General features: G+C 41.6%; 16 protein-coding genes. 4 read left to right on the top strand and 12 right to left on the bottom strand.

The window, feature by feature from the left end; all coding sequences use genetic code 11:
• Positions 1–53: 53 nt before the first annotated feature.
• Positions 54–689: a LysE family translocator gene (locus OCV30_RS06795; protein WP_065679869.1), complete on the bottom strand. Its 636-nt coding sequence runs from the start codon at positions 687–689 to the stop codon at positions 54–56.
• A 304-nt stretch (positions 690–993) separates the two neighbouring features.
• Between OCV30_RS06795 and OCV30_RS06790 the strand changes: the two genes are divergently transcribed.
• Positions 994–2,466, top strand: coding sequence for a carboxypeptidase M32 (locus tag OCV30_RS06790; RefSeq protein WP_065679870.1), 1,473 nt, complete (start codon positions 994–996; stop codon positions 2,464–2,466).
• Between the two features lie 385 nt (positions 2,467–2,851).
• Positions 2,852–3,310, top strand: coding sequence for a hypothetical protein (locus OCV30_RS06785; protein ID WP_065679871.1), 459 nt, complete (start codon positions 2,852–2,854; stop codon positions 3,308–3,310).
• 161 nt (positions 3,311–3,471) lie between these two features.
• Here OCV30_RS06785 and OCV30_RS06780 read toward each other — a convergent pair whose 3' ends face one another.
• The 5 genes from OCV30_RS06780 to OCV30_RS06760 all read right to left on the bottom strand — a co-directional run bounded on the left by OCV30_RS06780 (position 3,472) and on the right by OCV30_RS06760 (position 6,986).
• Entirely contained in the window at positions 3,472–3,741 is a 270-nt protein-coding gene (locus OCV30_RS06780) for a hypothetical protein (RefSeq protein WP_017097640.1), read from the bottom strand.
• Positions 3,741–4,043, bottom strand: coding sequence for a hypothetical protein (locus OCV30_RS06775; RefSeq protein WP_241816776.1), 303 nt, complete (start codon positions 4,041–4,043; stop codon positions 3,741–3,743). Before OCV30_RS06775 ends, OCV30_RS06780 begins: the two co-directional genes overlap by 1 nt.
• A gap of 383 nt (positions 4,044–4,426) precedes the next feature.
• Positions 4,427–5,431 carry a metal-dependent hydrolase gene (locus OCV30_RS06770; RefSeq protein WP_065679872.1) on the bottom strand — a complete coding sequence of 335 codons (1,005 nt, stop codon included), beginning with the start codon at positions 5,429–5,431 and terminating at the stop codon, positions 4,427–4,429.
• A 143-nt stretch (positions 5,432–5,574) separates the two neighbouring features.
• Positions 5,575–6,003, bottom strand: a complete 429-nt coding sequence (locus tag OCV30_RS06765) for a hypothetical protein (RefSeq protein ID WP_083994626.1) — start codon at positions 6,001–6,003, stop codon at positions 5,575–5,577.
• A gap of 173 nt (positions 6,004–6,176) precedes the next feature.
• Complete coding sequence (locus OCV30_RS06760; protein WP_065679875.1) at positions 6,177–6,986, bottom strand: sulfite exporter TauE/SafE family protein; 810 nt, start codon at positions 6,984–6,986, stop codon at positions 6,177–6,179.
• 327 nt (positions 6,987–7,313) lie between these two features.
• Between OCV30_RS06760 and OCV30_RS06755 the strand changes: the two genes are divergently transcribed.
• Together OCV30_RS06755 and OCV30_RS06750 are read left to right on the top strand one after the other, a co-directional pair.
• The gene (locus OCV30_RS06755) at positions 7,314–8,291 is read left to right on the top strand and encodes a DUF1852 domain-containing protein (protein ID WP_009846560.1); all 978 of its coding nucleotides are present in this window, start codon (positions 7,314–7,316) and stop codon (positions 8,289–8,291) included.
• A 45-nt stretch (positions 8,292–8,336) separates the two neighbouring features.
• Positions 8,337–9,365 (top strand): methionine synthase, encoded by a 1,029-nt coding sequence (locus tag OCV30_RS06750; RefSeq protein WP_009846559.1) that lies wholly within the window; start codon positions 8,337–8,339, stop codon positions 9,363–9,365.
• Between the two features lie 99 nt (positions 9,366–9,464).
• Here OCV30_RS06750 and OCV30_RS06745 read toward each other — a convergent pair whose 3' ends face one another.
• The 6 genes from OCV30_RS06745 to OCV30_RS06725 form a co-directional block, all read right to left on the bottom strand.
• On the bottom strand, positions 9,465–9,947 hold the full coding sequence (locus tag OCV30_RS06745; RefSeq protein ID WP_029222928.1) for a tetratricopeptide repeat protein: 483 nt from the start codon (positions 9,945–9,947) through the stop codon (positions 9,465–9,467).
• 14 nt (positions 9,948–9,961) lie between these two features.
• Positions 9,962–10,375, bottom strand: coding sequence for a GNAT family N-acetyltransferase (locus OCV30_RS06740; RefSeq protein ID WP_141678305.1), 414 nt, complete (start codon positions 10,373–10,375; stop codon positions 9,962–9,964).
• An 85-nt stretch (positions 10,376–10,460) separates the two neighbouring features.
• Positions 10,461–10,967 (bottom strand): GNAT family N-acetyltransferase, encoded by a 507-nt coding sequence (locus OCV30_RS06735; protein ID WP_009846557.1) that lies wholly within the window; start codon positions 10,965–10,967, stop codon positions 10,461–10,463.
• Positions 10,968–11,013: 46 nt separating this feature from the next.
• Positions 11,014–11,481, bottom strand: a complete 468-nt coding sequence (locus OCV30_RS06730) for a cold shock domain-containing protein (RefSeq protein WP_065679876.1) — start codon at positions 11,479–11,481, stop codon at positions 11,014–11,016.
• A gap of 86 nt (positions 11,482–11,567) precedes the next feature.
• Complete coding sequence (locus OCV30_RS22885) at positions 11,568–11,780, bottom strand: hypothetical protein (RefSeq protein ID WP_017099097.1); 213 nt, start codon at positions 11,778–11,780, stop codon at positions 11,568–11,570.
• A 90-nt stretch (positions 11,781–11,870) separates the two neighbouring features.
• On the bottom strand, positions 11,871–12,311 hold the full coding sequence (locus tag OCV30_RS06725; RefSeq protein ID WP_065679877.1) for a hypothetical protein: 441 nt from the start codon (positions 12,309–12,311) through the stop codon (positions 11,871–11,873).
• Positions 12,312–12,682: the final 371 nt, after the last annotated feature.

Below are 12,682 nucleotides of genomic sequence, written 5' to 3'. Positions count from 1 at the left end.
ACTAATGGCTATGTGCCAGTGATTTAGATTCCAATAAACTAAGTCACTATGACTTAGCTAGGTTCTTCCATTAAAAGCTTCACACCCAGCCCCACCAGCACCATGCCAGTCACGCCTTCCATCCACTTCATAAAACTCGCATTCTTAAGCAAGTTTTTAGCAGAATTAAGAGCCCCTGCCAAACCGCATTGCCACACCATCGCAATCATAAAGTGTACCGAAGCCATCAACATAGATTGCAATAAAGGCGAACCTTCAGGGTTGACGAACTGAGGTAAAAAGGCCAAATAGAAAACTGCCGTTTTTGGGTTCAGCACATTAGATAAGAAACCTTCACGCAAAGAACGTTTGGCACTGTAGGCTTGATGAGCTTGTTCACCCACCTTCAAACCGCCACCGTTTTTCATCAAAGCTCGTAAACTGCTTAAGCCAAGCCAGATCAGGTAAACCGCACCCACCATCTTAACGGCTTGAAAGAGTTCAGCTGACTGGGCGAGGATTGCAGAAATACCCACAGCAGAGAAAAACGCGTGTACATAGAGGCCGCTACAAATACCAAAGCTGGTCATCACGCCGTCAGATAAGCCCGAGCGGCTCGTATTGCGAATCACCAAAGCCGTATCTAAGCCCGGCGTTAGCGTTAAAATAGTGATGGCAATTAGAAATGCCTCAAAGTTCAAAATATCCATATCATTGTCATTGTCATTGTTGTTCAGCGATCTATCATCAATACCGTGTATCTGAACAATTCGCAAGCAACAATTGCCACCCGCTATACAACTCACTGATTTTGTGCACAATAGAACAGTTTAATTTGTTAAGAAATAGTAAATTCAAGGCATCGTACCGCCTCATGCTTTTCTCGCTATATCTTCGACTCCGAAGTTCAGCGTCTTTTAAAAGTAGAGCCCTAATCAAAGTACATGAGAGATGAACCTTAACGCTGACGCAGTCCTAAGGATCATTTACAGAAACCAAATTAAGAGTAGTCAAATGAGCGCATTCAAAAAACTAGTCGAGCACTCTCAAAAATGTTCACGCTTTCAACATCTAGCCTCTATTTGTGGTTGGGACCAAGCTTCAATGATGCCTGCCGGTGGTAACCAAGCGCGTAGTGAAGCGATGGCCGAGCTTTCGGTTCATATTCACGGGTTGATGACGCAACCACAACTTGGAGATTGGATTGCAGACGCTGAAAACGAAGCGCTAAATAGCGAACAACAATCATCTCTGCGTGAAATTAAACGCCAATGGCAACAAGCCAATCTACTCCCAGAAAAGCTGGTTGAAGCCAAATCTCTAGCTGGCTCAAAGTGTGAACATGCATGGCGCAGCCAACGTGGTAACAACGACTGGGTTGGATTCGAAAAGAACTGGCGTGAAGTGGTTGAACTGTCTCGTGAAGAAGCGCAAATCCGCGCCGATGCGGCGAACCTAACACCTTATGATGCCATGCTTGATATCTATGAACCAGGCACCAGCTCTGCTTCACTTGATGTCTTGTTTGCCGACGTTAAGACATGGCTGCCAAACCTGATTGATGAAGTCATCGAAAAACAATCGAGCGAGCAATTTAATGCGCCATCTGGCATCTATTCGACCGAGAAACAGAAAGCACTTGGTTTAGAAGTCATGAAGCTGCTTCAGTTCGATTTTGAACACGGCCGATTGGATGAAAGTGTTCACCCATTCTGTGGCGGCGTGCCTTCAGACGTGCGTATCACAACCCGCTACGACGAAGCGGAATTCGTTCAAAGCTTAATGGGTATAGTGCATGAAACAGGGCACGCGCGTTACGAACAAGGCTTACCTAAACACCTAGCAGGCCAACCAGCCGGTGAAGCTCGCTCTATGGGTATCCACGAATCTCAGTCTCTGTTCTTCGAGATGCAAGTTGGCCGCAGCGACCCGTTCATTGGACACTTAGCAAACTTAGCTGGTCAGCAATTCTCAGGCTCAGAGTTTGAAAAAGAGAGCTTCCAAAAGATCTACACACGCGTGAAGAAAGACTTCATCCGTGTCGATGCCGATGAGCTGACCTACCCTGCACACGTTATCTTACGTTACGAAATTGAACGTGACTTGATTAACGGCAAGATCAAACACACCGATGTCCCTGAACTTTGGAACACTAAGATGCAGTCTTACCTTGGTTTAAGCACTCAAGGCAACTTCACTAATGGTTGTATGCAAGACATTCACTGGACAGACGGCGCATTCGGCTACTTCCCATCTTACACATTAGGTGCGATGTACGCAGCTCAGTTCATGGCTTCAATGAAGAAAACGGTGGATGTGAATTCTGTGATTGAAAGTGGTGACCTATCACCTATCTTCACTTGGTTAGAGTCAAACATTTGGAGCAAGGGCAGCCTGCTGAGTACCGATGATTTGGTGAAAGGCGCAACGGGTGAAACCTTGAATGCTCAATTCTTCAAAGACCATTTAAGAAGCCGTTACCTTTAATGGAATAGGCTGTATAGAACAACGAATGAATTAAAGGCTGAGCAGATTACTGACTCAGCCTTTTTAATCACATTTTCAAAACATACTTAGGTTGATTTGAAGGCTTTATCCCTTCATCGAACTTAACAATCACGGAATATCCTGGTACCTGCTAGCACGGAATTGGACAAAGACGTGTTTCGGTTTTCAACGGAAGATGAGACTTCGGATAGCCTCTATTGATGAAAAGAGTCTAAACTCCCAACTTTACTTACTCACTCCAATCCTGTGGCTAAATGTCCAATTCACTAAGCTCACTATTACTTAAACCACTTTATAAGCGTTTGAAAGATGGCATAATTAAAGATATGAGAATGCCTCAATCAAATACACTTGGAGTACAACAATGCGTTACCTATTGAGTTTACTATTAGTGGCGACTTTATCAGGGTGCGGAACAGTACCAATGGCTTATCAACCAAAAGATATGTCATTAGAACAGGCATATATAGTTGTAGAGCAGATGGTTATGACACAGCACCGTAATTGGAAACCAGATTACTTTGTTATGACTGAACATTATATCGGTTGGGACTTCGGTACTGTGTCAAAGTCAGTAGGTACTGGTACAAGTTTTGGTAATACAACAACAAGAAATGTTGGTGAACGCGTTTACTACAATCAAATAGAAGAAGTAAAGTTATTAAGTTGGAAGCGAAAATTTAAACAATGGTACGTAGTATCATTAACTGATCTGAATGGCAGAGTATTAAAGCATATTTTTAGAACAAGACAATTACGTGATGCTGAATTAGCTACTGATGCATTAAACGTCATCCTAAAAGATCGCCAAACAACTAACTAATCTGAAACCCCATGAAATTTACAAGCCCATCGGTAGAGATATCAGTGTGTTTTTGAGTTCTACTTCGACAAAAGATATGAACTAATAAGCCTTCAAATGACGCAAATATTTAGCGTTGAGGTCAGGGCGTATTAAGTGACGTTAAATTAGACAAATAGTAATCATAATTGAGAGCCAAGTAAGAGCATTGCACCAGCTTGCTGTTGCCCTGAAAATGATTGCATTTTAGTAACATAAATGATTTTGCATTGCTCATTATTACTAAAAGTTACACCTCGACGCTCTAACTCTGCAAACGCAACGTCTCTATTCGCGTCATAAGCAGCCTCTGAACATAGCTTGGCGGTAGTCATGTTTTCAGCAGATTTTGGAGTGAGAACACAGCCAGCCAACAACAAAGGCAATAAAAAAAAGATAAATCGAAACAACATTAGATCTCCGTAATCCTAATTTTTTCCACACTAGTGAAAATAACTTCAATATCTTTGCAAGTCGCCCATCCTTTTCCTTCGGTACTTAATTTATTCAGAAACTGAATAGCCTCCATTGGCTTTTTTGATAATTTACCATCGAAAGATTGCAGTTCTCCATCATCTACAATTAACCATCGGCTTTTTTCCTTTTTAAGATTAATAAATATTGTTCCGTCAGGAAATGGGGGGAATGTATCAGCAAAAGATGCCCCAACACATACTGGACTGAAAGCTTTTTTTTGAAAAAATGATTCACTCATATCTCTTCCCTGTTTAATAAACGAGTTATTGATAATCAAAGTACAACAAAAAGGGGAGAAGGCAAGCATAAAAAAAGCAGCTCTAGCTTCAACCTCATTGGAAAACCTACGCATAATTTCTAAAGCACATGGATTAGATTAATTAGGTTTATTCTAGATCATTCAAGGATGTCGATTTGACGGGGCTGAGAAACTTTGGGGCATAAATGAGCTACAACTTCCCCTAAATTAACAATTCAGAGATAACTAAAGGTATGGAAAGTCGCTTAACGTAGCGTCCAGTATTGATGGTGCAGATCAATGCAACATCGACCAGTTAAACAAACGAATAAAAAAGGCTGAGCAGGTTATCTGACTCAGCCTTTTTACTGTTTAGAACTAGATCATTTATCGCCAATGAGCATATCGAAGAAGATCTGTCTCGACTCTGGGGTGTTGTCTCGATGAGTTTCGTATTTTATATGCGAATTGGCATCAACAGATTTTGATAACTTGATACTCCAAAGTGCTTTCATTTGATTCGGTACAATTGAGTATCGGACGTCGATAATACGCAACTCGTCCGTTGGGTCCTGAGCAATATAACCATTAGAGAACCAGCGGAAGCGTTCAATATCTTTTGCTTGTTGTGAATTAGGGTCAAGCCAAGGTAAGTCCCTGCTAACATTCAGCTTAGCGATCGACTCTCCTGGATATACGTTTACCGATGTGCCAACCCGCACTGCGTCTACATGATAATGAGCCTCTGTTTCGTACACCACTTTCCAAACCAAGATATTAGCAAAGCTCGGTTTTGCCTCTAATCGAATCGGCGTATGTTGTCTTTGTTCCGCTAATTGCCACCCAATCGCCTCAGCCCTATCTCTTTGTATCATCCCTAATGTTGGATAAATTAGAGCCCAAGCAAACGCAACACGTGCTAGCCAAGGTGCTCGTTTCCATGTTGCAAACACAAGCAAAACTAAGATGGGCAGCGTATAAACAGGATCGATGATTGATATGGTATTCCAAGCAAAACGCGCATTAGTCAAAGGCCAAAGTAACTGCGTGCCATAAGTGGTACAAGCGTCTAACAGTGCATGAGTGCCATAGCCCAGAGCGCAAAACAGCCAGCTTTGTTTGAAAGAAAGCCCACGCCTTTTTGCAATCAGGTGATGCAGAACCAAGGCACATATCAAACTGCCAATGGGGATAAAGAAGAGTGAATGGGTAAATTGTCGATGAAATTCCAACGCCAACAAAGGGTCACTTTGAGACTTAATCAGTGCATCTAGATCTGGTGCCAATCCAGAAAGCAGCCCTAATACCCCAGCAACAACCAAATGTTGTTTTTTGCTTGCCGATTGTGACAAAGAAGCGCCTAACACGCCCTGCGTTAAAGGATCCATAAATCACTCATTGATAGCATTCCGTTGAATCAAATAAGATACATTTAGCTATAGCAGTGAATTGGGTTAAATAACAATGTTTTATCAAGATAATAATGTTGATAAAACACCCTGACATTAATGGATTCCATGAAGAGTTAGCGTTAAACGTTTTGCTGTGTGGCCTTGCTTAACAGCATTTCCCAATCAGATTTATCAACCTGTCCTTTGTGAACATTCACTTTGTAATAGCCATTTTTAGTCAGTGATTTAACTTGAATATACTGACGAGAAAAGACAGAGTTTTTGATCGCTAAGTTCGCTTTAACGTCATGTAGATGTATCTCTTCACCGACTAAAGATAAATGTCTTCGGGTGAACTTGGAGACCAAAGCATAGACAGTGATCATGATTAAGATAGAAGTAACGAAAGGGAAAAACTGGAGCTCAGTCTGATAAAATAAGTTGATAGCTAAAGATGCGATCACGTAACTTATTGTCATTGATAGAGCCACGTTCCAACGTGGGCCGTTGCCCTTAAATGAAATTTCTCGTGCCATCGCTCGCTCCTTTAGATAAGTATTTGACCACATTTGAATATTTATTAAACGCGAACAATCTTATTATGAACTATGGTGCATTAAAAGGAGTGGCTCATATTATTGGAGGGCTCAGATCGCAATTAGACATTTACATGCATTTTTTCGCACCTAAATGTCTAATGAATAAAGAAACTGAATCAGTTACAGGTTACTGAATTCTTTAATTAACGAGCAACCATGCTGGTTGCGATAACCACCAACAGTACTGAGAAGATCTTCTTAATCGTTGGAACCGGTAAATGGTTAGTTGCTTTTGCGCCTAGCGGAGCTGTAAACCAAGATGTGCACACGATGCCTAGCAGCGCAGGCAAATAAACAAAGCCAGCAAAACCGTCGGTTAGCGCAAAGTGGCTGCTGCCTGAACTGATGTAACCTATCGAGCCAAACAACGCGATGACAATGCCACAAGCCGACGCACAACCAATCGCCTTTTTCATATCGACAGAGAAGAACGTCAATAGCGGAACCAGCAATGCCCCACCACCAATGCCTATCATGGCTGACAAGCCGCCCGTAATAGTTGTAAGAACCGTTAGTACGCCCTTGTTCGGTAGCTTTCGTTCTTTAGGCGCGTCATTTTTGCTGCTTAAGAACATCTTGATCGCAATAAGAACCACACTTACGGCAAACACAATACGAACAACTTTTTCCGGTAAAAGAGCCGCCATAAAGCCACTAATCAATGCACCCAGAGCAACACCCAACATGATCCAAGGTGCCAAATCCCAAGGCACGTTTCCATTCTTATGGTGAGCAAGCGCAGAAGAAGTGGAAGTAAACAGTATCGACGCCAGCGAGGTTGCAATCGCAGCGACAACAACTTGATCGGACGGTAGAACTTCTAAATAAAGTAAAATGCTACTTAACACAGGCACAATGAGCAGCCCTCCGCCAATCCCTAACAAACCAGCTAGAAACCCAACACCACTGCCTAATAATGCACAGTATAAAATCAACAACAGCAACTCACTCATTTCGTCCATCTCTTAATTAAATTAATTGTCTTAAATAACGCACTATTAATGTGGTTATATTTCCATCAAGCCAATTAATATAACTGACACCACCTAATATTTTCAAACATAATAGATCATGAATATTCCTCATGTTGAATGTGAAGGAATACCATTGTTAATCATTTATCGAACCAAGTATAAAAATACCAAGCGATTAACTTAATACCGTATTAATTTTCATACAGTATTGCCTTCAACTATTAATCCGGTCACAAGCAAAAATAAAAGCAATTTTAATTCTAAAGACCGCGAAAGTCAGACAACAGATTGGGATATCAGATCAACATGAATACAGAATTTAATTTTACAATTAAGAGCATTAGCCTCGACGAGAACTATCAACCTGCGGACAGCACACGTATCACCACCAACTTCGCTAACTTGGCGCGTGGTGACAGCCGCCAAGCAAACTTGCGCAATGCACTGCAGATGATTGACAACAGTTTCAACGCATTAGCACACTGGGACAACCCAAAGGGCGACCGTTACTCTGTAGAGCTTGAAATCATTTCTGTTGATATGGACATTGAAAGCAACGGCGAAGCATTCCCTTCCATTGAAGTACTGAAAACCAATATTCTGGACCGTAAAACCAACGAGCGTATTGAAGGCATTATCGGAAATAACTTCTCTTCTTATGTTCGAGATTATGACTTTAGCGTACGTCTATTGGATCATAATAAAGGCCAAGATAAATTCAGCATTCCAGAAGATTTTGGTGATTTACACGGCAAGCTTTTTAAATATTTCGTTAACTCTGACGCTTACAAAAAGAACTTTAATAAGCCACCTGTTATTTGCTTAAGCGTGTCAGATAATAAAACCTATTACCGCACTGAAAACCAACACCCAGTATTAGGTTTTGAATACCAACCGAATGAGTCTTCTTTAACTGAACAATATTTCAAGAAGATGGGCTTACAGGTTCGTTACTTCATGCCGCCAAACAGTGTTGCACCTCTAGCTTTCTATTTCTTTGGTGATCTACTGAACGATTACTCAAACCTAGAGCTTATCAGCACCATCAGCACCATGGGTACATTCCAAAAAATCTACCGTCCTGAGATTTACAACGCGAATGCAGTTGCGGGCAACTGCTACCAACCAAACTTGAAAAACTTGGACCACTCGCTAACTCAAATCGTGTATGACCGAGAAGAACGAAGCAAATTAGCTATCGAACAAGGTAAATTCGCAGAAGAGACTTTCATTAAGCCATACCAGTCAGTTCTAGAGAACTGGTCTGCCAACTACGCGCTTTAATCGAGCAATTACGCTCTTAAATCACCAAGGATAGGCAGTATTTATATGAAAACATTATTACCGACTTCAACCGCAGGCAGCTTACCTAAGCCATCTTGGCTTGCACAGCCAGAGACACTTTGGTCCCCATGGAAACTGGAAGGCGACGAATTAACCGACGGCAAACAAGACGCGCTACGTGTCTCTCTTCAAGACCAGCAACAAGCCGGTATTGATATTGTGAGTGACGGCGAACAGACACGTCAGCACTTTGTAACAACCTTCATTGAACACCTGAATGGCGTGGATTTTGAGAAGCGTGAAACCGTTAAAATTCGCGACCGTTACGATGCGAGTGTACCAACAGTTGTTGGCCCCGTTTCTCGTCAAAAATCGGTTTTTGTCGAAGATGCTAAGTTCTTACGCCAGCAAACGGATCAACCAATTAAGTGGGCTCTACCGGGGCCAATGACCATGATAGATACGCTTTACGACGCGCATTACCAAAGCCGTGAAAAGCTAGCATGGGAGTTTGCAAAAATCCTTAACGAAGAAGCAAAAGAGTTAGAAGCTGCTGGTGTTGATATTATTCAGTTCGATGAGCCTGCGTTTAACGTATTTTTTGATGACGTGAACGATTGGGGTATTGCTTGTTTAGAAAGAGCCATTGAAGGGCTTAAGTGTGAAACTGCAGTCCATATTTGTTATGGCTACGGCATCAAAGCAAATACGGATTGGAAAAAGACACTAGGTACCGAGTGGCGCCAATACGAAGAGGTATTTCCTAAGCTTCAGCAGTCAAATATCGATATCATCTCATTAGAGTGTCATAACTCTCATGTGCCGGTTGAATTGCTTGAGCTCGTTCGAGGTAAGAAAGTGATGGTCGGTGCTATCGATGTTGCAACCAATTCAATTGAAACGCCGGAAGAAGTTGCCGACACTCTACGAGAAACACTGAAGTATGTTGATGCCGATAAGCTCTACCCGTGCACCAACTGCGGCATGGCTCCCCTTCCTCGTGAAATTGCCTCAGCTAAGCTCAATGCGCTAAGCGCTGGCGCAGAGATCGTTCGTAAAGAACTTTCAGAGTAACGGTTTAAACTCAAACTAAAACCGAATTCTTGAAGCCTAAGTATCCTATTAATACTTAGGCTTTTTCTATATTAGTACATGATCTTTATAAGCAGCGGCTTACCAGGTTTTATCTAAGTCTTGAGCATATAAAGAGATCGCGCGTTGGTACTCTTTAATCGCATCGCTATTAGTCGTAGATACCAAAAGCTCAAGTAACAGCGACGTCGCCTCTTTATGGCGACCCAAATTGTACAAACACATTGCGTAGAAAGGTTTCACCTCTATCGAGTCAGGATACTCAGCCATAGTCTGTTCGAAATAGCCTAAAGCCTCTGCATAAAGACCAAGGCTTCGATAAGTACTCGCCAAACCGAACAGCGCATCAAAACGCTCTACTGAAGAAAGCACGCCAGACAGAGATAGCACATAGTGCTCAATCGCCTGTCGCTCTTTACCTTGATTATCGTAAGACCACGCGATCTGCAAGTGCGCTTTCGCGGCATAATTTTCATCAGTGAGTAGCGTTGCCAACAAATCACGTGACTCTTGGTACTTCTCTTCTTTTCGCAATTCGATTGCTTGTTTGATAATGGTGTCCATAGTTCTTCCTAAAATCAGTTCCATTTCAACAGTCCTTTCACTTCAGACAACTGAGTAAAACCTTTTGATTGATAAAGCTTAATAGCGGGGTTCTCACTGAACACTCGCAACACTAACTGAGCCGATGATTGATTGTTCGCATGTTCAATAGCTAAATCGAGACACTTAGAACCAAAGCCTCTATCTTGATATTCAGCTAATATCTGCAAGTCCCTAAGAAACGTTGTATCACAGTTGTAACTGAAGCGGATAACACCAATACGGCTATCCCCTACATAAACTTCATAGTTATCCAGTTCATCCCAGCTGCGTAAAAACTGACTATGACCCCAAGCGATGCCACGAGCTTGGTAGTAACTCGCCATATTCGTTTTAGTGATCGATTCAGCGAACTTAGGATCGGAACCTTTGACTAACCTTACTTCCATATTGTGTCCTTTGTTTCTAAATCAAACATTGAGCAATACGTAATTTAAGTACCAAGAGTATTGCATCGTGTTTAAACCATCCTAATCAATCTGGTTCCTTGGTTAACGCCTTCTCTAACCACATTGAACTGATGTATTGACCGTTTTTCTTCGCATATTCATTGAACACTCCGACTTCTCGAAATCCAAAACGTTTATGAAGTGCTATTGAAGCCTCATTAGGTAAAGCAACACCTGAGAGTACGCGGTGAACACCATAATCACTAATCGATGCAAATAGCTGAGAATAAAGCTTAGAGCCTAAGCCTTTACCTTGAGCTTCTGTCGCAAGATAAATAGTGACCTCTGCGGTATCTTCAAATGCCGACATAACCCGGTATTGCTGAGAACACGCGAAGCCTAATAACGCATCACCTTCTGTCGCGACATAAAGTTGATATTTACTTTGACTAGAAAATTGAGAAAACCACTGCTGGCGATTTTCCAACGACAACTTCTCTTCTTCAAAGCGCGCATTGGTATGTTCAATATAAAAGTTGAAGATATCGGTGATGCCTGCAATATCAGGTAATGTCCCTACTCTGATTTCCATGTAATGTCCTTTTAGTTGTCTATTTTGAATGACTAGTAAACAGGCATCAATAGTGACTGCAGAACTGACTCTCGCAAGGAATACCATCACGATCACCATCTATTTTCACATTGGGACAGTTTGCCAAATAAAACTTTGCTTCATCACAAGATAACATCTCACTGCAGTACATTTTTCCTTGGCAGCTAAAACCCATACTCTCATATGCCGGATTTAACTTTGGCTCTAACAAAAAAAGATAAAAAGCTGCCCCTATAAGACCAACGATAAGTGCAGACAAAATAAGTGATAAAGGATTGGATTTGAGTGGTTCTATACCAACTAACTGAGCACTCGAAGCGCTGAGTTTAGAAGAACTATGTGATAGTTGAAATTCAACGCTATCTCCCACTTTTGGAGAACGATAACCCTTTCGAAGTTTGGATATATGAACAAAAATATCGCCCTTTAATTCATCTGAGTTGATGAATCCAAACCCCCTCTCATCAACCCATCGAACAATTTTTCCATTCATAACTATTCCTCTCCAAACCGTCTCTTGGTCTTAGTTCAAATCACTAACAATATTCCGTTACGCTTAATAGGGTTCAAGTTTTCCCATTAAGGACTCTTAACTTTACCCATTTTAGTCAGGATGCCTTTGCCCTTCTCATAAACAAAAGATAAACCAAAGTAGACTGAAACCCACAAGACAAAATCAAGAGCGGCTAACTTGATATCAAGTGGATCTGAAAAGATGTTATAGGTGTGCCCAAACTTTGCTTCAATTGATTTAACTAAAATCACTGTAGCGATAAAAATCACAATCCTCATGGGTTTCCCTATCTATACGTTTAAACTAAATCGTACACATGCGCGTGGATATTGTTTAAGTTATTCCAAGTATATAATGCGTTTATAGCCCTACATGTCGTTGGCTTTTTCTATAAACCAAGTGCCTTTACACGGGCCATTGGTTAAATGCCAACGACCATCAAATCTATTGCCACTGCCATGTGCGGAAAAACGATAATCCCATTGGCGATGTTTAGCATATAAACGTAAGTCGCCGCTTTCCGTAACCCAGCCCTCTAACGGTGTTCCGTTGTAGGTAAACCTTAGAGTAGCCTTACCCCCACGAATGGTTCCGGTGATGGTTGTGCGTTCACACATATTATTGCCAGTGGTGTTAATACGGCGGCCTAGCCACTCACCGTCGAAATCGGTAGAAGGAACAAATTGGGGACTATCAGGAAGTTTAGGAAACGACTCGGAATTACTGGACCCGAACCACTGGAGTTCACGACCAACAAAGAAGAAGACAACAAAGCCGATTGATATCGCTATCACAAATCCCTTTTTCATGAGCCTCTTCCTAATCCACTGACCTTAAGAAAAGAACCCTAACATAATGAAAAGTAATAACTTACTATCAATTTAATTAATTTTGATATATTCCACAAATTGCATTCAAATGTTGAATATAGAGAAAGCGGCATCGTACGAAGTTCTGCTGCATGTTCAGGGAATAGTTCGTGAAGAAAATACAATGCATCTGTTGGTGTTGGCGTAGCGCATGAGTTTTAGACTTAAGCCAGCAACCAGTGTGTTAATAACTGAGTACTAAAACCTGAACGACTAAAAGAGATAGGTAATATATGCACCGAAAGATTACATCTTTCAAAGACAAAATCCTTCAGAAAGCGTCCTTCGGTGCATATAATTTCAAGCGACTG

It is taken from the genome of Vibrio atlanticus, assembly GCF_024347315.1.
GTDB classification, from domain to species: Bacteria; Pseudomonadota; Gammaproteobacteria; order Enterobacterales; family Vibrionaceae; genus Vibrio; species Vibrio atlanticus.
The sequence above is the reverse complement of the archived record's forward strand: the minus strand, read 5'-3'. Positions and strand labels throughout refer to the sequence as shown.

Bases quoted from the DNA above. Each gene is read 5' to 3' on its own strand.
- OCV30_RS06795 (WP_065679869.1), bottom strand. From the start codon at position 689: ATGGATATTTTGAACTTTGAGGCATTTCTAATTGCCATCACTATTTTA.
- OCV30_RS06790 (WP_065679870.1), top strand. From the start codon at position 994: ATGAGCGCATTCAAAAAACTAGTCGAGCACTCTCAAAAATGTTCACGC.
- OCV30_RS06785 (WP_065679871.1), top strand. From the start codon at position 2,852: ATGCGTTACCTATTGAGTTTACTATTAGTGGCGACTTTATCAGGGTGC.
- OCV30_RS06780 (WP_017097640.1), bottom strand. From the start codon at position 3,741: ATGTTGTTTCGATTTATCTTTTTTTTATTGCCTTTGTTGTTGGCTGGC.
- OCV30_RS06775 (WP_241816776.1), bottom strand. From the start codon at position 4,043: ATGAGTGAATCATTTTTTCAAAAAAAAGCTTTCAGTCCAGTATGTGTT.
- OCV30_RS06770 (WP_065679872.1), bottom strand. From the start codon at position 5,431: ATGGATCCTTTAACGCAGGGCGTGTTAGGCGCTTCTTTGTCACAATCG.
- OCV30_RS06765 (WP_083994626.1), bottom strand. From the start codon at position 6,003: ATGTGGTCAAATACTTATCTAAAGGAGCGAGCGATGGCACGAGAAATT.
- OCV30_RS06760 (WP_065679875.1), bottom strand. From the start codon at position 6,986: ATGAGTGAGTTGCTGTTGTTGATTTTATACTGTGCATTATTAGGCAGT.
- OCV30_RS06755 (WP_009846560.1), top strand. From the start codon at position 7,314: ATGAATACAGAATTTAATTTTACAATTAAGAGCATTAGCCTCGACGAG.
- OCV30_RS06750 (WP_009846559.1), top strand. From the start codon at position 8,337: ATGAAAACATTATTACCGACTTCAACCGCAGGCAGCTTACCTAAGCCA.
- OCV30_RS06745 (WP_029222928.1), bottom strand. From the start codon at position 9,947: ATGGACACCATTATCAAACAAGCAATCGAATTGCGAAAAGAAGAGAAG.
- OCV30_RS06740 (WP_141678305.1), bottom strand. From the start codon at position 10,375: ATGGAAGTAAGGTTAGTCAAAGGTTCCGATCCTAAGTTCGCTGAATCG.
- OCV30_RS06735 (WP_009846557.1), bottom strand. From the start codon at position 10,967: ATGGAAATCAGAGTAGGGACATTACCTGATATTGCAGGCATCACCGAT.
- OCV30_RS06730 (WP_065679876.1), bottom strand. From the start codon at position 11,481: ATGAATGGAAAAATTGTTCGATGGGTTGATGAGAGGGGGTTTGGATTC.
- OCV30_RS22885 (WP_017099097.1), bottom strand. From the start codon at position 11,780: ATGAGGATTGTGATTTTTATCGCTACAGTGATTTTAGTTAAATCAATT.
- OCV30_RS06725 (WP_065679877.1), bottom strand. From the start codon at position 12,311: ATGAAAAAGGGATTTGTGATAGCGATATCAATCGGCTTTGTTGTCTTC.